Genomic DNA, 23,000 nt, shown 5'->3' with positions numbered 1-23,000 from the left:
CCTACTCCGCCGGCTCCGGGACCGTATCTCGCGCGATCGTCGACGCCGCCGCCGGCACGAGCAGACCGCAGATCTCATCGAGCAGGCCGGCATCCCTCAGGATCGTGAAATGGTTGTCGCCGACGAAGCCGCGATCGACCGCCTTCGGCAACTGCAATTCCAACCGATCACGCTGTGCCAGACGGGCCGAGGTCCACCAGCAGAGCGGCGTGGCTTCGAGGCCCCGCGGCAGCGCTGCGTTCTGCGCCAGCCTGTTGAGATGCCGACCGACTGCGAACGCAGCGGACAGATCATCCGCGCCGAGCGAGGCGTCGTCCGCTCTCACGCTCCTGCCCTGCTCCACAACAAAAGCAACGAGGTCGCGAATGTGCTCCGGCGTCTCCGGCAGATCAGCACGTTTCGCTGCCTCGACCTGCGCCTTGATGCGAGAGGCCGCAGCGTTCGGAAGAACCGCCGATAGCAATCCGGCGAGATCGTCGGTCCAGTGGGCAATCGCCTCCTGCGCGCTCGATCCGTCCGGCTGTCGCGGCACGAAGCTGTCGACCAGCGCAAGACGATCGACGCGCTCACCGCCGCGTTCGAGCTCGACCGCGACGAGGCCGACCAGCAGTCCTCCCAAGGACCAGCCGACCAGGCTGTAGGGACCGCGCGGCTGCATACGCCGGATCTCAGCCGCGTAGTCCACGGCCATGGCTTCGAGGGAGGCGTCGGTCCACGAGGGATCGACCAGCATTCTCGATTGCAGCCCGATCACCTGCCGGTGCCCTTCCAGGCGGCGCGCCAGCGGCCCATAGTCGAAGACGGTGCCAAAGCCGCCATGCACAGAGAATACCGGGTTCACGCCGAAAACCGCGGCATTCAGCGGCAGCAGCGCCGACGGTGCCGCAGCGACGGCAGAGCCCGTAGAAGCGCTGCCGGCGAGCAACGCACGGATCGTCGGCTTCTGAAGCAGATCGCGCAGCTTGATCTCGATCCCGAACGCCTTGTCCTGGCGGAGCCGCGCCACGACCTTGAGACACAGGATCGAATTGCCGCCGAGTTCGAAGAAATTGTCGGTGACGCCGACCTGCGGCACTTGCAGAATGTCCGACCACAGGTCGGCCATCGCTGTCTCTGCCGGGCCCTGCGGCGCAACGAAGCTGCGTATCGACGCATCGGGAGCCGGCAACGCACGACGGTCGATCTTGCCGCTCGACAATGTCGGCAGCCGCTCCAGCACCATGATGCGAGCCGGCACCATATAGGCCGGCAGGATCCGCCTCAGGAAGTCGGTCAAGAGCTCGACCAGCGCCTCGGCCGCACCTGGCGCGGCGTCGCGTGCCACCTTCGGCGCGACATAGGCGATGAGCTGGTTTCCGGCCGCGTTTGGAACTGCCACCACCGCCGCCTGCGCGATCGCGTCGTAGCGCAGCAGCGAGGTCTGGATCTCTCCGAGCTCGATCCGGAAGCCGTTGACCTTGACCTGATCATCGCTGCGCCCGAGATATTCGACGGTCCCGTCATCGCGCCATCGCGCCAGATCGCCGGTGCGGTACAGCCGGGCGCCCGGCACCGTCGAGAACGGGTCAGGCACGAAGCGCTCCGCGGTCATGCCAGCCCTAGCGTGATAGCCGCGCGCCAGCCCGAAGCCGCCCAAATAGAGTTCGCCGGCAACACCCGCAGGAATGATGTCGAGTGCGCCATCGAGAATGTAAGCGCGGCGGTCACCGACCGGAACGCCGATCGGCGCATAGGGCGTGTCGCATTCACCCGCCCCGTCGACCTTCCAGACCAGCGGCGTGACCACGGTTTCGGTCGGGCCGTAGCCATTGATCAGGATACCGGGCTTGAGAACGCGCCTGACCTTGTCGAACCCAGCCTTCGGCATTGCCTCGCCGCCGAACGAATAGAGCTTGACCGGCGGCGGGTTGCCGTTCCGCTCGACGCATTCCGCGACCTGCTGGAGGTAGGCCGGCGGCAATCCGATATGGCTGACGCAATGGGCATGCAGGTTTTCGACCGTCTGCTCCGGCGTCCACAACTCGGCGTCACGCATCAGCAGCCGCGCGCCGTGCGACAGAACCGTCAGCCAGCGCTCATGAGCGCCATCGAAGGCCAGCGATAGGAAATGCAGCTCGCACGAGCTTTCGTCGATCTCGTAGAGACCGCCCGTGACGTGACAGTGCATCGCCAGCGGCCCATGGGCGACGGCGACACCCTTTGGTGTCCCCGTCGAGCCCGAGGTATAGATCAGATAGGCAAGGTTTTCAGGATAAAGGTCACGTTGCGGCGGATGGTCGGGCCCTGCGCCGAAATCGAACGTGGACAGCGAGATCCGTTCGACGCCATCCTGGCTGTCCTCGATGCTGAGCTGTGCCGTCAACAGGAACGCGATCTCCGCATCACGCATGACGAACGCACGCCGCTCCGATGGCAGCTCGGGATCGATCGGAACGTAAGCTCCGCCGGCCTTGAGGACAGCCAGCAGTGCGATCATCGTGGATTCGGTTCGCTCGACGACCACGCCGATGCGTTGCTCGGGTTTGAGCCCGCGGGCGATCAGATGATGGGCGAGGCGGTTGGCCCTGCGTTCGAGGTCCCCGAACGAGAGCACCGTGCTGCCTATGGTCAACGCCGTCCGCTCCGGATGACGCTGCGCGTGACTGCTGATCGCCTCATGCACCAGCGACAGCGGAGCACTCGCCGCGGCACTCCGATTGCAGCGATCTGCCAGTGCGGCGTCGATCTCCGTGACAGGATCAAGGTTGCCGAGCAGAGCCATTGCGTCCCGAGTCAGAGCCGTTAGCAAATGCTCGAACTGCGCCTTGATCTGCGCCGCCTGTCCGGCCGTGAAATGGCTCGGCATATAGGTGTATTCGACCTGCAGCGTATCTTCGACGAGCACCGACAGATCCATCGGATAGTTCGTCACGTCGACATTCTTCAGACCGCTGAATTGTAGAGCGCCGTCGCTGCGATGCATGCTGCGTTCGATCGGATAGTTCTCGAAGACGATGATGCTGTCGAACATGGTCTGGCCGGCGCGGCCGGCCCAGCCCTGGATGTCGTAGAGCGGCGTGTGCTCGTAGTCCCGGATCGCCGAGTTTCGGTCCTGGAGCGCGCGCAGCCATTCTCCGATGGTGCTGGCGGGCGCAAGCGTTTCGATCACGGGCAGCGTATTGATGAAGAGCCCGAGCATCTGCTGCGATCCGTCGAGACTGGCCGGACGACCGGCCACGGTTACGCCGAACGTCACGGAGTTCTGGCCCGTATAGCGTTGCAGCAGCAGTGCCCACACGCCCTGGACGACGGTGTTCAGCGTGATCCGTTCGCGCCGCGCGAACGCCTTCAGCTCCGCGGTCGCGGCCTCTCCGAGACGCGTGTAACAGCGTTCGTGGCCGGATTCCTGATGGCGGCGCGGGCCGAAGGCGTCGGCGAGCTGCGTCGGCTGGTCGAAGCTTTTGAGCTGCTCGCGCCAGAACGTTTCGGCTGCCTTTGTATCCTGAGCCAGCAGCCAGTCGATGTAGTCGCGGTAGCGCGTCGCATTCGCGGCGGGGGTCCCGCCGTAATAACATTCCAGGACGTCTCCGACGAACCTCGCCGAGCTCCACCCATCCATCAGGATGTGATGATAGGTCCAGATCAACCGATACAGGTCGTCCTGGAGCCGGAGCAGCCGCACCCGCTGGAGCGGCGGCGCCTGGAGATCGAACTCGGCGGCGCGCTCATCGGCAAGGGCAGCCGCAATCCGTTCATCACTGACCGCCTGCCCACGCCAGTCGTCCTGCTCGAACGGAGCGATGGCATCGCGATAGACGACTTGCAGGGGAGAGCCGGAGAGCTCCCGCCACAGGAATCCGGTCCGAAGCATCTGATGGCGCGCGCTGACCTCGCGCCACGCTCTGCCGAGCCGTTCCGGATCGAGGCCTCGGATCTCGACGCTGACCTGGTTGACATAAACGCCGCTGCCGGCGTCGCGCAAGCTGTGAAACAGCATGCCCTGCTGCATCGGCGACAGCGGATAGACGTCCTCGATGCGGTCCCAGTGGAGACCGAGCCGTTCGAGCTGCTCGACCGAGAGTCTCGCAAGCGAGCCGCGCTCCGATGCCGCGGCGCCTTTGCCGGGACCGACATCGCGGCACGACGCAATCAGCGCCTCGATGGTCTGATGCCGGAACACGTCGCGTGGCTCGATCCGCACGCCTTCGCGGCGCGCACGGCTCACCATTTGCAGCGAGATGATGGAATCGCCGCCGAGCTCGAAGAAATTGTCGGTGACACCGACGTCGGGCTGGCGCAGCAGATCGGCCCAGATCGCAGCCAGCGCTGCCTCGGCCGGCGTGCGCGGCGCGACGTGCTCGGCGGAAGATGCGAGCTGATCCGGTGCCGGCAGCGCCTTGCGATCGATCTTGCCGTTCGGCGTCAGCGGCAGGCGCTCCAGCACCACGATCCGCGCCGGGACCATGTAATCCGGCAACACCGAGGACAAGGCCGTCTTGAGAGCGGCTCCGTCCAGTGCGTCGCCACTGACATAGCCAACCAGCTGGCGGCCGGCGCCGGCCTCGCGCGCCACCACCACGGCCGCGCGGACGCCCTGCTGCGCCTGTAGCCGCGCCTCGATCTCGCCAAGCTCGATGCGGAAGCCGCGGATCTTCACCTGGTGGTCGGCGCGACCGACATAGTCGAGCACGCCGTCGGACCGCCACCGCGCCACGTCGCCGGTCCGGTACAGCCGCGCGCCGGGCGGACCGAACGGGTCGGGGATGAAGCGCTCCGCCGTCAGCGCGCCGCGCCGCCAATAGCCGCGCGCCAGCCCGGCGCCCCCGATGTAGAGTTCGCCGGCAACGCCGACCGGCGCCAGGTTGAGATCACCGTCGAGAATGTGCAGCGTGGTGTTGCCGATCGGGCCGCCCAGCAGCGGACGATCGTCCGCCGCATCGAGCCGGTGGCGGGCCGACCACACCGTGGTCTCGGTCGGGCCGTACAGGTTCCAGACCTCGCCGGCCTGCTCCACCAGCCACCGCGCCAGATCCGGCGGCAGCGCCTCGCCGCCGCACAGCACCCGGCAGCTCGCCGACAGCGAAGGACCCTCGTGATCGAGCAGCATCCGCCAGGTCGACGGCGTGGCCTGGATCAGGGACACGCCGTGTCGCTCCACGAGTGCCTTGAGCAGCGCAGGATCATGCGCCGCCGCACGATCCGCCAGCACCACGCAGGCGCCGATCGTCAGCGGCAGCCACAGCTCCAGGACCGCGATGTCGAAGGACAATGAGGTCAGTCCCAATACCCGGTCGCTCGCGGTCATGCCGGGCTGCTCCGCCATGGTCGCCAGGAAATTGGTCACGGCATCGTGGCGGACCATCACCCCCTTGGGCAGGCCGGTCGAGCCCGAGGTGTAGATCACATAGGCAAGGCTCTCGCCGTGAACTACGACATCGAGATTGCCGGCATCTCCGGCCCCGCCGTCCTGCCCGTCGAGCAGCCAGGCCTCGGCACCGGTCTCCGCCAGCACGGCGGCGAACTGATCGTGCAAGTCCGTCTGCGTCAGCACCAGCGCCGCGCCGCTGTCGCGCAGCATGTGCGCCAACCGCTCCGACGGATAGTCCGGATCGAGCGGCAGATAGGCCCCACCGGCCTTCAACACGGCGAGCAGCGCGACCAGCATCTCGGCGCCCCGGTCGAGCGCCAGCCCGACCACCACGTCGGTCCCGACGCCGCGATCGCGCAATCGCCGCGCCAGCCGGTTGACGCGTGCATTCAGCGCGGCGTAACTCAGCTCCGCCTCGCCGAACGCCAGCGCGATCGCCTGCGGCGACTTCCGGACCTGTGCCTCGAACTGCGCAATGATCCCCTCGCGCGGTTCATCCCGGCGCGTATCGTTCGCCCGTGCAAGCAGGACGTCATCCGCGGGATCGCGGGCCGCGATCATGCCAACCGATCGATCGGCATCCATGCTCAGCGCCTCGATCAGCCGCACAAAGGTTCGCTGCAGCCGTGCGATTCGGGCCTCGTCGAAATATTTGCGCTGATAATTGAAGACGAGACGCAGGCGCTCATCGACGCCGATGCTGGCGAACAAAGGATAATTGCTGGTCTCGACGATCCGGGTTTCGCCGACCTGGATCTGCCGGTTCTGCCCGATCAGCGCGCGGTCGACCGGGTAATTCTCGAACACCAGGATGCTGTCGAACAGCGGCCGTCCCGGGCGCCCTGCCAGCCGCTGGATCTCATAGAGCGGCGTCGCGCCGAATTCGCGCAAGGCCAGATTGCGATCCTGCAATTCGCGGAGCCATGCGCCGACGGCCTGCTGCGGGCTGACGCCGTCGATGACCGGCAACGTGTTGATGAACAGGCCGACCATTTCTTCAGCGCCGGCAAGCTCAGGCGGCCTGCCCGACACCGTGACACCGAAGCAAACCGTCCTCTGCCCGGTATGCTGTCGCAGCAACTGCGCCCATGCCGCCTGCACCAGCGTATTCATCGTGATCCGCTCGCGCACCGCAAATTCCAGCAACCGTCCAGTCAACGCAGGATCCAGCTCCAGCGCAAGCGAGCCGTGGTCCGGCGACTGCGGTTCTGTGCGTTCGGCCAGGCTTTCACTCAGGAAACTTGGCTCGTCCAGCCCGGCCGTCGCATCGCGCCAGAACCTTGCCGGTGCGTCGCTGTCACGGCCCTTCAGCCACGCGATGTAGTCGCGGTAACGATGCTGCAACGCCGGGAGACGTCCCTCGCCGTTATGCTGCATCACCTCGGCGATCAGCCGCGCCGAGCTCCACCCGTCGAGCAGGATGTGATGATGCGTCCAGATCAGCCAATGCCGGTCTTCGCCGAGCCGGATCAGCCGGACGCGCTGCAAGGGCGGTCGCGACAAGTCGAACCCCGCGGCCTGCTCCTGCCGCGAGACGTCGACGAGTGCCGCGTCCAACCGTGTCTGGTCCCACCCTTCAATTCGCTCGCGCCAGTCGTCTTCGACAAAGGGCACTTCGGCGCGACGATAAACGACCTGTTGCGGCGCGCCGGACAAATCACGCCAGACGAATCCGGTCCGCAGCACCGCATGGCGATCGCTGACCGAGCGCCAGGCGCGGCGCAGTTTTACGGCATCCAGGCCGCGGATCTCCGCCGCGACCTGATTGACGTAGAGCCCCCTCTCGCCGTCATGCATCGCATGGAACAACATGCCCTGCTGCATCGGCGACAATGGGTAGATGTCCTCGATCTCGCGCCAATCGAGTGCAAGCCTGTCGAGCTCGACCTGACCGAGCTCCGACAACGCCACGTCGGATGGCGTCAGGCCGCAGGCGCCGCCGGTGCAGTGTTCGACCAGCTCATGCAATGCAGCCTCGTACAACGCGGCCAATCGCTCGACCGTCTCGCGCCGATAGCGCTTGCGGCCGAAGCCGAACGACAGCCGTAACCGGCCATCGCGGACCGTGCCGTTCACACTCAGCCAGCGTCTCAGCGGGCTCAATGCATCGCGGGATGGACCAGCACTTTCCGCCGCCATCGCGAACAGCACCGCTTCAGCGTCGCCGCCGTCGATCTGGCCCAAATAGTTGAAGGCAATCTTCGGCTCGGCAACATGCGACAGCGCCGTGCGTTGCTCCTCCGAGCCGAGATAGCGCAACACGCCGTAGCCGAGCCCGCGGCCGGGAATGCCACGAAGCTCCTCCTTCACCGACTTGATCAACAGCGAGGACTCTTGCGAACCACCGGCCAATCGCACGGGAAAAGCTGTCGTGAACCAGCCGACCGTGCGCGAGAGGTCGAGATCGCCGGACAGGTCCTCGCGGCCATGACCTTCCAGCTCGACGAGGACGTCGTCATGTCCGCACCACCGCCAAACGGCGCGTGCAAGGCCGGCGAGAAGGAGATCATTGACCTGCGTGCGATAAGCCGACGGAGCTTCCGCGAGCAGCCGCCGCGTCCATTCGCTTTCGAACGTCAGCAGGACCTCATCGGCATCTGCAATGCGGTCGACGCCGTCATGATCGTCGTCGCAAGGAATGTCCGCACCCGCATGGCGGCCGGTCCAATAGGATAGTTCGCTCGCCAATTGAGGCGATGTTGCGTAGGCTCGCAAGCGCTGTCCCCACAGCGCGTAAGCGTGGGTCTTGGGCGGAAGCGCGACCGTGGCATCACCTTGCGCAAGCTGGGTGTACGCAGAGGCGATGTCCTCCAGCAGAATTCGCCATGATACGCCGTCGACCACCAGATGGTGGATCACGATCAGAAAACGCTGGCTGCCATCGGCGACATCGATGCCGACCGCTCGCAACAGCACTCCACTGGAGATCGACAGGCTTGCCTGCGCCGACGATGCCAGCGCAGTCACAGCATCGCGGTCGGCCGCGTGCCGGACCCAGAGCAGTACGTCCGCGGCTAGAGGAACACCGTGCTCGGCACGCCAGCCTTCTTGTCTCTCTTCGAAGCGGAGGCGCAGCGCGTCGTGATGAACGACCACGGCGCCGAGCGCACGCCGCATTACGTCCCAGTCGAGACGGTCTCTCGGCCGCAGCAGCACCGCCTGGTTCCAATGGTCCCGATTTTCCATATCCTCCGCAAAGAAGCGGGACTGAATCGGCAAGAGCGGATGCGGGCCGGTGACCTGCCCTTGATCGGCGAGCGTCTCCGCGGGCTGCTCGATCCGCGCCGCGAGCGCGAGCGCCTCCAGCGTCTGATGCTGAAACACGTCGCGTGGTTCGATTAGGTATCCGGCGCGCCGGGCGCGACTCACCATCTGGAGCGAGATAATGGAATCGCCGCCGAGCTCGAAGAAATTGTCGCGGAGGCTGACGGCGGGCTGGCCGAGCAGCTCGGCCCAGATCGCCGCAAAGGCGATCTCGGCCGGCGTGCGTGGCGCCTGGTGCTCCGCATCCCCATGAACCATGTCGGGCGCCGGCAGCGCATGGCGATCCACCTTGCCGCTCGGCATCAAGGGCAGCCGCTCCAGCACCGCAATTCTCGGCGGCACCATGTAATCAGGCAGGACGGCCGACAGCGCCGTCCGCAGCCCGGCCTCTTCCAGTTCACCCGTGCCGGCGACGTAGCCGACCAGTTGGCGGCCGGCGCCGATCTCTCGCGCCACCACAATCGCGGAGCGGACGCCGGGCTGTTCGAGCAGCCGCGCCTCGATCTCACCGAGCTCGATGCGGAAGCCACGTATCTTGATCTGGTGATCCGCACGCCCGACATAGTCGATCGCACCATCGGCCCGCCAGCGCGCCAGATCGCCCGACCGATAGAGCCGCTCGCCCGCTTCGCCGAAGGGATCGGGAATGAAGCGCTCCGCCGTCAGGCTTGCGCGCCGCCAATAGCCCCGCGCCAAACCCGCCCCGCCTATGAACAGCTCGCCGGTCACGCCCGCCGGCACCAGGTTCAGATCAGTGTCGAGGATACGGATCGTCACGCCGGGAATGGGCCGTCCGATCGGCACGCGCGCCGCGCCCTCATCACGACAGGTCCAGTAGGTCGCGTTGATCGAGGCTTCAGTCGGACCGTAGCGATTGTCGAACCGGACGCCGGGGAACGTCGCGAGCACGCGCGTCATCAGGTCGAGCGACAGCGCTTCGCCGCCCGCGAACAGGCGCTTGAGCGAGGTGCAGCGCGCTGTGTCGGGCTCGGCCACGAAATGCTCGAGCATCTGAGGCACGAAATGCAGCGTCGTCACGTCATGGGCGATGACGGCCTCCACGAGGCGCCGCGGCTCGCGATGCGCCCCCGGAGCCGCGATCGCAAGCCGCGCGCCGGCCGCAAGCGGCCACAGGATTTCCCAGACCGAGACATCGAAGCTGAAAGGCGTCTTGTGCAGGAAGGTCTCGCCGGCATCGACGCGATACTCCGCCTGCATCCAGCCAAGCCGCGCTGCAAGCGCGCGATGAGAACAGGCCACGCCCTTCGGCACGCCGGTCGATCCCGACGTGTACATCAGATAGGCCAGACTGTCCGGATGGAGTGCTGCATCGGGATTGCCAGCGCAGTCGTCGATGCGAGCTTCGTCCTCTCCAACGATGGTCCAGGATTCGGCATTCGCATCCGCGATCACAGGCGCCAGATGCGTCAAGAGCCGCTCCTGGGTCAGCACCAACGTTGTTCCGCTGTCACGCAGCATGTGAAGAAGGCGATCGGATGGATAGTCTGGATCGAGCGGCAGATAGGCGCCGCCGGCCTTCAGAACGGCCAGGACGCCGACGACCAGCTCGATGCTTCGCTCGAGCGCCAAACTGACCAGCCGGTCGCGACCGATCCCATGATCTCGCAGCCGCCACGCAAGGCGATTGGCGCGCGCATTCAGCGCGCCATAACTGATCTCGCGGTCGCCGAAAACCAACGCGACCGACGACGGCGAAGCCTCGGCCCGTGCTTCAATCTGCGCGACGATACTCTCACTAGACTTCGGAGCCCGCTCAACGCAGCCGCTCCAACCGAGCACCTTCTGAGTCTCGTCGGCATCGAGGCTCTCGAGCACGCCAAGCGGACGAGACCCGTCCTCCACGATCCTGACCAGCAGCTGCGACAGTGAGCCTTGCAGATGCCTTATCTGATCGTCGTCAAAGCGGCTGCGGTCGTAGCGAAAGCCCAGATTGATGCCGTTGGACTTGGCAAACACCGCCACCGTCAACGCATAATTGGTGATCGAGACCTGCTCGACCCGGCCGAACCGGCTGCCGCTCTCGCTCTCGTCTCGCAGCACCTGATCGATCGGGTAGTTCTCGAACACGAGGATATTGTCGAACAGCGCTCGCCCCGAGCGCCCGGCAAGACGTTGAATTTCATAAAGCGGCATCCAGCCGTGATCGCGCAGATCCATGTTGCGCGCCTGGAGCTCGCGTAACCACGCCCCCACCTCCTCTTGCGGGTTGGCCTGATCGACGATGGGCAGCGTGTTGATGAACAGGCCGACCATGTCCTCGACGCCACTGATCTCGGCGGGTCGGCCGGAGACCGTCGCGCCGAAACAGACCGCGCGCTGGCCGGTGTGACGACGCAGCAGCTGCGCCCACGCGCCTTGCACCAACGTGTTGAGTGTGACGCGCTCGCGCCTCGCGAACGCTTGCAAGCCTGCCGTCAGCTCGGCCGTGAGAAGCATGTCCAGCGAGCCGTGGCCGGAAGCGCCCTTGATTGCAGGTCCTCCCAGCGTGGCCGCGAGGACACTGGGCTCATCCAATTCTGCCAGCGCGGTGCGCCAGAACGATGTCGACGACTCGCGGTCCTGCTTCTGCAGCCACTGGATATAGTCGCGGTAGCGGCCCCGCACAGCAGGCAGCCGCTCGCCGCGCTCGTGCTGCAAGATCTCGGCCATCAGACGCGCCGCGCTCCAGCCGTCGAGCAGGATATGGTGATGTGTCCAGATCAGCCAATGGCGTGTCTCGTCGAGCCTGATCAGCCGCACCCGCTGCAACGGCGCCTGCGACAAGTCGAATGCTCTGGCGCGCTCGGCTTGCGCGGCGCGCGCCAACGCGGCCCGGAGCTCTTCATCGTCCCTGGCGGCCGCCTGCGTGCGCCAGTCCTCTTCCTCGAACGGCAAAGGCGCAGAGCGATAGACCACCTGCTGTGCCGCCCCCGACAGCTCACGCCACGCAAATCCGGTTCGCAACACCGCATGCCGTAAGCTGACCTCGTGCCAGGCTGCGCGCAGCCTGCCGGAATCGAGACCGCGGATCTCCAGGCCGATCTGGTTGACGTAATTGCCACTTTCGTCGTCACGCAGGGCGTGGAAAAGCATGCCCTGCTGCATCGGCGACAGCGGATAGATGTCCTCGACCTCGCGACAGTCGATCGTTGCGACCAGCACGTCGAGATCAGCCTGGCTCAAGTCCGACAACGGGAAGACCGACGGCGTCACGCCGCGCGCGCCACCCGTGCAATGCGTGACGAGTTCGCGTAAGGCCGCAGCATAGTGCTCTGCGAGACGTTCGATCGTCGCCCTCCGATAGCGCCTGCGGCCATAGCTGAACGACAGGCGCAATTGTCCTTCACCGACCTGGCCGTTGATGCTGACCCAGCGGCCAAGCGGTGCGCTTTCGCTGCGCATCGGCCCGGAGCTCTCGGGCGCAAGGCGGAATGGCGCGTTCTGTCCCATGCTCGAATCGAACTGGCCGAGATAGTTGAAGACGATGCGCGGCTCAGGCAATGCCTCAAGCGCGCTGCGCTGCGCCTTCGTGCCGAGATGGCGCAGGACGCCATAGCCCAGCCCGCGGTTGGGAACGGCGCGAAGCTCCTCCTTGACCGACTTTATCAGCGCAGCGTCGTCACCCGATCCGGTCCGCAAGCGCACCGGAAACGCTGTGGTGAACCAGCCAATGGTGCGGGACACGTCCATGCCTGCGAAGATGTCCTCCCGGCCGTGCCCTTCGAGCTCGACGACAACATCATCGATCGCGCCCCAGCGCGAGACTGCCCGCGCAAGCGCCGCCAGCAGGAGATCATTGACCTGGGTGCGATAGGCGGATGGCGCCTCCTTCAGGAGCCGCGTCGTCAGTTCTGCGTCGAACGTCAGCAGGACTTCCTCACCGTCCGCAACCCGGTCGACACCGCCATGATCATCGTCGCAGGGAACCGCGGCATGCGCTCCTCGATCAAGCCAATAGCCGAACTCGGCGACCAGCTCGTCGGTCGTGGCATAGGCGTGCAACCGCGCACCCCAAGATGCATAAAGCTCGCTCCTCGCCAGCGCGACCGAGGCCACGCCTTGCCGAAGCTGATCGTACGCAGCCGCAAAATCCTCGAGCAGCACGCGCCATGACACGCCATCGATGACGAGGTGATGCACCACCACCAGAAGTCGCTGGCTGCCGTCCGCGAGGTCCATACCGACCACGCGCAACAACGGTCCGGCCAGCGAGAGGCTGGCCTGGGCTTCAGAGGCGACTTTTGTGACTGCGGCAGCGTCGCGGATGTCGTTGCGAATCCACAGCAGCTCCGACATTGGCGGCGTTGCGCCATAGATCGCACGCCAGGTGCCACCCATGTTCTCGAAGCGTAGGCGCAAGGCCGCGTGATGAGCGACGAGAGCGCCGACCGTGCGCTCGACAAATAGCCAATCGAGCCGCGACTTCGGTCTCAACAGGACAGCCTGGTTCCAGTGGTGGCGGTCCCCTGCATCCTCGCCGAAGAACCGCAGCTGGATCGGTAGCAGCGGATGCTCGCGGCCCTCGATATCGCCTTCGACGACGACATCTTCCGCCTTGCTTTCACGCCGCGCGACGCGCGCCAGATCCTGCAAGGTCTGGTGTCGGAAGACATCACGCGGCTCGATCAGCAGCCCCGCCTGGCGGGCGCGGCCGACCAGTTGCAACGAGATGATGGAATCGCCGCCGAGCTCGAAGAAATTGTCTTCGACACCGATGAGGGGCTGGCCGAGCAGCTCAGCCCAGATCGCAGCGAGCACCGTCTCGGCCGTCGAGCGCGGCGCCGCGTATGCGGCGGTCGCCGGGAGCATCTCTGGCGCCGGCAGAGCGTCGCGATCGACCTTGCCGTGGGCGGTGAGCGGCAGCCGTTCGAGCCGCATAATGCGGGAAGGCACCATGTAGTCAGGCAGCTCGTCCGCAAGTGCCGCGCGCATCGCCGCCTCGTCGAACGGTCCATCGCCCGCGACATAGCCGACCAACTGACGGCTGACGCCGGCTTCGCGGGCAACGACGACAGCCGACTGCACCCCGGCTTGCCGCATCAGCCATGCTTCGATCTCGCCGAGCTCGATCCTGAAGCCGCGGATCTTCACCTGGTGGTCGGAGCGGCCGACATATTCGATCACACCGTCGGCGCGCCACCGCGCCAAATCTCCGGTGCGATAAAGCCGTGCGCCCGGCGTACCGAACGGATCTGGGACGAAGCGTTCAGCCGTCAGCTCGGCACGCCGCCAGTAGCCGCGCGCCAGTCCCTCGCCGCCGATGAACAGCTCGCCGATCACGCCGACCGGCACGATATTGAGATCATTGTCCAGAATATAGGCTGAGCGGCGCCCCACCGGACGACCGATCGGCGCGTAATTGCCGTCAATCTCCTCGCTGGCATCGACTTTCCAGACCAGCGGCGTCACCACGGTTTCGGTTGGGCCATAACCGTTGATCAACGTGCGCGGCTTGAGCGCGTGCTTGACCTTATCGAATCCGGCCTTGGGCATCGCCTCGCCGCCGAACGAGTAGAGTTCCACCGGTGGTGGATCGCCACGCCACATCGCGAATTCGGCGAGCTGTTGTAGATAGGCGGGCGGGAAACCGGCATTGGTGACACGTTGCCGGTGCAGGACATCGAGGGTTTGCTCGGCCGACCACAAATCTGCGTCGCGCATCACCAGTGCGGCGCCGCAGGTCAGTGCGGTCCAAAGCCGCTCATGTGCTCCATCGAAGGTGAAGGACAGGAAGTGCAGCTCGCGCGAGTGCCGGTCCATGTCGTAGAGCCGGGCCGTCACCTCACAATGCATCGCGAACGGGCCGTGCTCGACCGCGACGCCTTTCGGGATACCGGTGGAGCCCGAGGTGTAGATCACATAGGCAAGGCTGGTCGCAGCCAGCGCAATCTCCGGATCGCTTTCGCTCTCCCCCGCGAGGTCGATCCCACCGAGGTGAACGACCTCGATGCCGGGCGGCGACGGCGTGAGCGCCGAACCATCCGCGTCGATCAGCACGATACGCGCGCCGGCATCGCGCATGGTGCCGACCTGCCGCCTCGCTGGATGCTCGGGATCGAGCGGCAGATAGGCGGCCCCCGTCTTCAAGATTGCGAGCAGGGCCACGATGAGATGTGGTGAGCGGCGCGCCGAGATGGCGACGAGGTCGGAGGGACCGACGCCCAGGTGCATCAGATGATGCGCGAGGCGATTGGCGCGCCGGCTGAGCTCGGCATAGCTGATTTCATCCTCGCCGAAGACCAGCGCCGGCGCATCGGGCGTTTCAGTCGCTAGCCGCGCGACAGTCCGGTGAACCGGCATGAGCGGTGTACCGGTCGTTCCGCCATCCCCATCGTTCCACTGGCGCAGCCTCTCCAGTTCCTGTTCGGAAAGTAGCGCCACTTCGGCGATCGATTGCATGTCGTCGGCAACCATCGCCTTCAGTATCGTGGTCCAATGCGTGGCAAGGCGCTCGATCGTGGAGGTCTCGAACAGCGCCTTCGCGTAGGTGAAGATCGCGCGGATTTCGCCCGACGGCCCCTCTTCGGTATCGAGCGCGAGATCGAACTTGACCGTGTCAACGTCGGCGTCGATCGTTTCGATCTGAAGGCCGGTCCGATCCGGTGGATTGCCCGACGCCCGGCGGTGCTGGTGATTGTAGAGGACCTGAAAAAGCGAGTTCTGGCTCAGGCTGCGCGTGGGCTGGAGGATCTCGAGCAGTCGCTCGAACGGAAGGTCCTGGTTCTCCTGTGCCTCGATCATGGCCGCATGGACTTTCGCAATGAAGTCCGCGATCGCCGCCCGGCCGTCGATCTGTGTGCGAAGCACCTGGGTGTTGACGAACAAGCCGATCACGTCGCGTATTTCGTCGCGGTGCCGATTGGCGACGGGCACACCGATGTTGATATCGGACTGGCCAGTGTAGCGATAAAGCAGCAGTTTGAAGCTCGCCAGCATGACAACAAACAGTGTCGTACGGTGTCGCCGCGCCAGAGCGCGCAGGCCATCTACCAATACCGGATCGAGCGGAATGTGCCGTGCTGCTCCCGCAAGATCGGGGACCGCCGGTCGCGCCCGGTCGATCGGCAGCTGGAGCACGGCCGAATCGGCAAGACGCCTGGTCCAGTAATCGGCCTGCCGCGTGCCGTCGACCGCACTCATCCAGAGCCGCTGCCATTCGGCATAGTCGGCACAATCGATCTCCGGCTCCGGTAGAGCGGGCGTTTCACCGTGTGCGAATGCCGCGTACAGCTTCCAGAATTCGTCGACCAGCACGCCCATCGACCAGCCGTCGGTGACGATATGGTGCAGACTGACGACGAGGAAATGATCGCTCTCGTTCAACGTCAGCAACGCCGCACGCATAGGCGGGCCGGCTTCGAGATCGAACGGCAGCGAAGCTTCTCGTCGCGCCAGCGAACGCGCCTGCCCCTCGCGGTCATCGCCGTCGAGCGACACCTGCCGCATTACGACGGGCCGCGGGTCGCATATGCATTGCTCGGCGATCTCGCCTTCCTGCCGAAACACCGTGCGAAGTGCAGTGTGGCGGGCGACGAGCGCATCGAACGCCTGCTGCAGCACGCCTGGTTGCAGCTTGCCGCGCACGCGCACCGTCGCCGAGATGTTGTAAGCGGCGCTGCCCGGATCCATCCGCCACAGGAACCAGAGACGCGATTGCGCAAAGGACAATGGAGCCCGCTTGCGTCCCTGGCGCACAATCGGCAGCATGGCGAGGTTGACGCCCTTCGCCGCAAGCTGAGAGAGGAACGCGTGCTGCTTGCCGGCATCGAGGCGCATCAGGCGCCGTGAAATGTCGCGCAGCTGCTGCTTTTGCGTGGTTGCCGTGTCACTCATCGGACAGTTCGACTTCCTTCAACATGTCGAGCATCGCGGCGATGTCGTCGCCCCGCTTGGCGGTTTCGTCCTCCAGGCCCAACGCAGCCGCCATGGCTTCAACAGTCGTCATTTCGAACAGACGGTTGAGCGGCAGGTCATAGCCGAGATCACGCTTGATGCGGCTGACGAGCTGAACGGCGATCAGGGAATCCCCTCCGAGCTCGAAGAAATTGTCGGTGACACCGATGTCGGGCTGGCGCAGCAGATCGGCCCAGATCGCAGCCAGCGCTGCCTCGGCCGGCGTGCGCGGCGCGACGTGCTCGGCGGAAGATGCGAGCTGATCCGGTGCCGGTAGCGCCTTGCGATCGATCTTGCCGTTCGGCGTCAGCGGCAGGCGCTCCAGCACCACGATCCGCGCCGGGACCATGTAATCCGGCAACACCGAGGACAAGGCCGTCTTGAGAGCGGCTCCGTCCAGTGCGTCGCCACTGACATAGCCAACCAGCTGGCGGCCGGCGCCGGCCTCGCGCGCCACCACCACGGCCGCGCGGACGCCCTGCTGCGCCTGTAGCCGCGCCTCGATCTCGCCGAGCTCGATGCGGAAGCCGCGGATCTTCACCTGGTGGTCGGCGCGGCCGACATAGTCGAGCACGCCGTCGGACCGCCACCGCGCCACGTCGCCGGTCCGGTACAGCCGCGCGCCCGGCGGACCGAACGGGTCGGGGATGAAGCGCTCGGCCGTCAGCGCGCCGCGTCGCCAATAGCCGCGCGCCAGCCCGACGCACCCGATGTAGAGCTCGCCGGCAACGCCGACCGGCGCCAGGTTGAGATCACCGTCGAGAATGCGCAGCGTGGTGTTGCCGATCGGGCCGCCCAGCAGCGGACGATCGTCCGCCGCATCGAGCCGGTGGCGGGCCGACCACACCGTGGTCTCGGTCGGGCCGTACAGGTTCCAGACCTCGCCGGCCTGCTCCACCAGCCGCCGCGCCAGATCCGGCGGCAGCGCCTCGCCGCCGCACAGCACCCGGCAGCTTGCCGGCAGCGAAGGACCTTCGTGATCGAGCAGCATCCGCCAGGTCGACGGCGTGGCCTGGATCAGGGACACGCCGTGTCGCTCCACGATCGCCTTGAGCAGCGCAGGATCATGCGCCGCCGCACGATCCGCCAGCACCACGCAGGCGCCGATCGTCAGCGGCAGCCACAGCTCCAGGACCGCGATATCGAAGGACAATGAGGTCAGTCCCAGTACCCGCTCGCTCGCGGTCATGCCGGGCTGCTCCGCCATGGTCGCCAGAAAGTTCGTCACGGCGTCGTGGCGGACCATCACCCCCTTGGGCAGGCCGGTCGAGCCCGAGGTGTAGATCACATAGGCAAGGCTCTCGCCGTGAACGGCGACATCGAGATTGCCGGCATCTTCGCCCTCACCGTCCGAAGCGTCGAGCAGCCAGGCCTCGGCACCGGTCTCCGCCAGCACGGCGGCGAACTGATCGTGCAAGTCCGTCTGCGTCAGCACCAGCGCCGCGCCGCTGTCGCGGAACATGTGCGCCAGCCGCTCCGGCGGGTAATCCGGATCGAGCGGCAGATAGGCCCCACCTGCCTTCAGCACGGCGAGCAGCGCGACCAGCATCTCGACGCCCCGGCCGAGCGCCAGCCCGACCACCACGTCGGTCCCGACGCCGCGATCGCGCAATCGCCGCGCCAGCCGGTTGGCACGCGCATTCAGCGCGGCGTAACTCAGCTCCGTCTCGCCGAACACCAGCGCGATCGCTTCCGGCAACGTCCGGACCTGCGCCTCGAATTGTGCGACGAACGACTGGTCTAGCGGATAATGCGCTCGACTCCGATTCCACGCCTCCAGCAAGAGCCGACGCTCCTCTGCAGGCAGAATGTCGAGCTCTCGGACCGGCGCGCGCGGCGAGCGTTCCAGTGCCTCGGCCAATCGATCGAGCGCCTGCTGCATCAAGGCGCAGATGCGGTCAGGCGAGAGCGGACGGACGATCTGAGCCGTCAGCCCGAGCGCCTGACCATAGTCCTCGACAGCCAGCATCAAGGGATAATTCGTGCGCTCCTCGCCACCAAGCCATTCGATTCCGGCGCCGTCCCTATCGCCGGCCAAATCGGCCGGCATTGCGTTGTGTCGATAGTTCAGGATCGAGCTGAACAGGGGCGCTGGCGCCGCGACCCCGCTACATCTTTGCGCGAGCGCCAGCGAGGCGTGCTCGTGCCCCATCAGCTCGGTCAGCCGATCATGTGCATCACGAACACTATCCTCGACCGCCCTATCATCGAGATCGAGCCGCAGCGGCAATGTGTTGATGAAAAGGCCCATGGTGCGATCGCCGCCGGCGCCGGCCTGCATGCGACCGAACAGGACCGTCCCGAACACGACGCGCTCCCGCCCGGTGGTTCGTGCCACCACCTGCCCCCAGGCGAGATGACAAAGGCTGGCCAGGCTGACACCCAACCGCCGCGCCTGAGCACGAAGCCTTGCGCTCAGCTGTTCGGGCAGCATCCGCCGGGCTTCCGCAACGCCACCGCCGGCCCCGTGCACCTGCTCAAGTCCAAATGGCGCGGTCGGCTCATCGATGTCGGCGAGCATGCCGCGGAAGAAGCGCTCGTGCTCCGCGGTCGCCACCGAGCCGCGTGACTTCGCCGCCAGATTGCGGAACGGATATGGCCGCGGCAACTCGTGACTCCGTCCCGACAAGATCTTCCCGACCTCGTCGTGCATCACCTCCAGCGTGGAGTGGTCGCCGATCAAGTGGTGCAGCAGCACCAAGAGCAGCCAGCGCCCGCCCTCGGGATCGGCGGCAATTGCAAATCGCAGCAGCGGTGGCTGACCGAGATCGATCCGATGGAGACGCGGGTCGAATCGTCGCACGAGCTGCTCAACCGCGGGACCTTCGCCATCCAGCACGACCTCGCTGACAACCAGCGGAGCCTGCCGCCAAACCACCTGTGCCGGCGTGGACAAGCCGTTCCACACGATGGACGTTCGCAGAATGTCGTGGCGGTCGACTACCTTGCGGACAGCGTCGAGATAACGATCGAGCAGGTCGCGGCTTGCAAATGCCATCCGGCCGACTAGCAGATATGGATCGCCCTCTTTCGACAGCAGATGGTGAAAGAGGATACCATCCTGAAGCGGCGACAGGCCGTAGATGTCCTGGATGTTGGCAACGCCGCCGGGAACGCCGGCCACGATGCTGTCGATGTCGGATTGCGTCAACGCGATCAGCGGCAACAATTCGGGCGTGATCGCCTTCGTCTGCCGGGTAATCCGGTTGACGGGAACGTCGACGGCTCCGTCGCCCCCGAGACCGGCAGCAAAGTCTGCCAGCATCGGCTTTGCGAACAGCGCGCGCGCGTCCGCTCTCAGCCCGTGCCGCAGCAACCGCTCCAGCATGCGGACGGCGAGCAGCGAGTGGCCGCCGAGTTCGAAGAAGTGGTCGCCGCGTCCCACGCGATCAACGCCCAGGAGCTCGGCCCAAACATTCGCGACGATCTGCTCAACATCGCCCCGCGGCGGTTCGAAACGGCGCCGCGCAAACGCATCGTCCTCCGGCGCGGGCAGCGCCTTGCGGTCGACCTTGCCATTTGGCGTGAGCGGCAGTGCATCGAGGCGCACGAAGGCTGACGGCAACATGTAATCCGGCAAGCACGTACGCAGGTGATCGCGCATCGCGCCGGCAAATTCACCGGCGTCGAGCCCCGCGCGGTTACCGCGACGCGCGGCCACATAGGCAATCAGCCGCATGTCGCCGCCACGATCACGCTGAGGCAGCACGACGGAATCGGCCACGTCGGCGTGCTCGTTGAGCCGAAACTCGATCTCGCCGAGCTCGACGCGAAAGCCGCGGATCTTGACCTGCTGATCATTGCGACCAACAAACGCGACATTGCCGTCCGGCAGATAACGCCCGAGATCACCGGTGCGATACATGCGCGCATCTGGATCGCCGTGGAAGGGATCGCGCAAGAAGCGTTCGGCCGTCAGGTCAGCGCGATTGAGATAGCCGCGCGCAACACCGATTCCACCAATGTAAATTTCACCCACCGCGCCGAGTGGAACGGGCGCCCCAAACCGGTCCAGAAGATAGATCCGCGCATTCGGCAGCGGACGACCGATCGGGGCTGCATCACCATCAAAACTCGGTGGCCGCAACCAGCTCGTGGCGCAGACCGTTGCTTCCGTCGGCCCGTAACCATTGAAGACGGCGATGCCAGGAGGTAATCCCTTGATCAGCTCGGTCTTGGGCAATTCACCGGCAAGAACAAGAACCCGCAGCGAGGCCAAGCGGTCGAGATCGGCGCGCCCGTGCAGCATCGCCGGCGGCAGGGTCGCATGCGTGATCGCGTTGTCCGTGAGATAGCCGAACAATTCCGAGGTGTACTCGCGCGGGCCAGCCAGAAACAACGAGGCGCCCGAGCATAGCGCCATGACGATTTCCCAGATGCTGGCATCGAAGCTGAACGAGGCAAACTGCACGATGCGGCTACGCGAATTGACCTCGAACAGTGCCCGTTGCGCCAACGCCAGATTCACCAGGCCGCGATGCTCGACCATCACCCCTTTCGGCCGGCCAGTCGAGCCGGAGGTGTAGATGATGTAGGCGACGCTACGCGACGTCAGTCCTTCGACAAGGCCACCCGGATCGCATGGCGCCTGCGTTGTGACGGCGGAGGCATTCGCCTCGGGATCGACGATCTCAAAGGCCCCATCCGGGAATATCGCCCTTCCCGCCTCGTCGGCTATCAGCACGCGCGGCTCGGCATCGTCGACGATCTCACGCAGCCGCTCTGCTGGATAGGCGGGATCGAGCGGCAGATAGGCCCCGCCCGCCTTCAGCACGGCCAACAGGCTCACGACCATGGCGATGCCGCGCGGCAGGCAGATTGCGACTGGCTGATCCGGCACCACGCCTAAGGCCATCAGGTGCCGCGCAAGCTGGCCCGCTTTGGCATCGAGGTCACCATAGCTCAAGCGGACGTCATCATACACCAGGGCGACGGCCTCCGGCGTCCTTCTCACTTGCTCCGCAAACAATTCATGAATGCAGCTTTCCGAGGGAAATGGCGCGGTGGTCTCATTCCATATGTCGAGAACGCGTCCACGCTCCGCGGCACCAATGATATCGATGCGATCGACCGCTTGGTCCGCATCCGCAACCATCGCACGCAGGAAGGACAGCAAATAGTCCCGGTGGCGCCTGATCGTCGCTTCGTCGAACAACGCGGTCGCATAGTTCAGGGAGCCGACGATACGTCCGCCCAACTCGCCCAGATCAAGCTCCAGATCGAACCTGATCTGTTGGAGCGGGATATCGGCGGTCTCGGCCTTTAGGCCCGGCAGCTCGAGAGTCCCCGTCTCGTTGCGCTGCCAGGCGAACGCGACCTGAAAGACCGGCGTATGCTCCCGTCCCCGCAGCGGCTGGGTGATTTCGACGACCTGCTCGAATGGCAGATCCTGATGATCCTGCGCGGCAAGCGCGGCAGTACGCACGCGACGGAGCAGTTCGGCGACGCTGGGCTCGGCCGAAAGATCGATGCGGACAGCCAGCATGTTGACGAAAAATCCGATCAGGCCCTCGATCTCGGGCCTGTTTCGATTGGCCGTCGGCGTTCCGATGACGATATCCGTCTGCCCGGAAAGCCTCGACAGCACAACCGCCCAGGCCGCCAGCACGATCATGAACGGGCTGGCGCGATGCGACTGGCTCAGTCGCCGGATGCCGGATGCGAGCTCCGCATCGATCTCGATCGGCAAGGACGCCCCGGTAAGGGTCCTGACCGGCGGACGCGGGCGATCCGTCGGCAATTCGAGCACGGCAGGAGCATCCGCGAGCGCCTGACGCCAATAATCTACCTGCCGCTGCGATCGCTCGCCCGTCAGCCATTGTCGCTGCCAAGCAGCATAGTCCGGATACTGGATCGCCAATGGCGGCAAGGGATCGTCTTTTCCGGCGACGAAAGCCCGATAGAGGGCACCCAGCTCACGCACGAGCACGCCGATCGACCAGCCGTCGGAGACGATGTGATGCTGGGTGAGCAGGAAGAGATATTCCCTCTCCGCCGTTCGGATCAACCGACCGCGGATCAATGGTCCTTTGGCGAGATCGAACGGCGTCGCAGCCTCCTCGCAACAGAGGCGCGCGAGCTCCTGCTCGCAATCGTCCCGGCCGCGCAGATCCTGTTCAAGCAGCGGGACACGTTCATCGGCGGGCAGCAGCACCACGCGCGGCTGTTCGTCGATCACGCGAAAGACGCTGCGCAGTGCCTCATGCCGCGCGAACAACCGGTCGATGCTCCGACGCAACGCATCGACATCGAGCTCGCCGGAGAGCCGCAATGCTCCTCGAATGTGATAGCTGGAATTGGTACCGTCGAGTTGTGCCAGCAGCCAAAGCCGTTGCTGCGCAAAGGACAGCTCCAGTGAGCCGCCACGCGTCACCACGGGAATCGCGTTTGCGCCGCCCCTGTCGGCATTTCGGCCGCGTTCCCGGGCCAGCGAGACCAGCCTCCTCATCTGAGCCGGATCCATCTCTCGCAAGCTCGGCTTTGCCGTGTCGGTCAT

2 protein-coding genes are annotated in these 23,000 nt (G+C 65.6%); both read right to left on the bottom strand.

The features are described from left to right. Position 1: 1 nt before the first annotated feature. Positions 2 to 16,444, bottom strand: a complete 16,443-nt coding sequence (locus H1B27_RS07665) for a non-ribosomal peptide synthase/polyketide synthase (RefSeq protein WP_197965559.1) — start codon at positions 16,442 to 16,444, stop codon at positions 2 to 4. Beyond that, a complete protein-coding gene (locus H1B27_RS07660; protein WP_197965558.1) occupies positions 16,437 to 23,000 on the bottom strand; it encodes a non-ribosomal peptide synthetase in 6,564 nt (2,187 codons plus the stop codon). Before H1B27_RS07660 ends, H1B27_RS07665 begins: the two co-directional genes overlap by 8 nt.

This window comes from Bradyrhizobium diversitatis, assembly GCF_016031635.1.
In the GTDB taxonomy this organism is placed as follows: domain Bacteria; phylum Pseudomonadota; class Alphaproteobacteria; order Rhizobiales; family Xanthobacteraceae; genus Bradyrhizobium; species Bradyrhizobium diversitatis.
The sequence above is the reverse complement of the archived record's forward strand: the minus strand, read 5'-3'. Positions and strand labels throughout refer to the sequence as shown.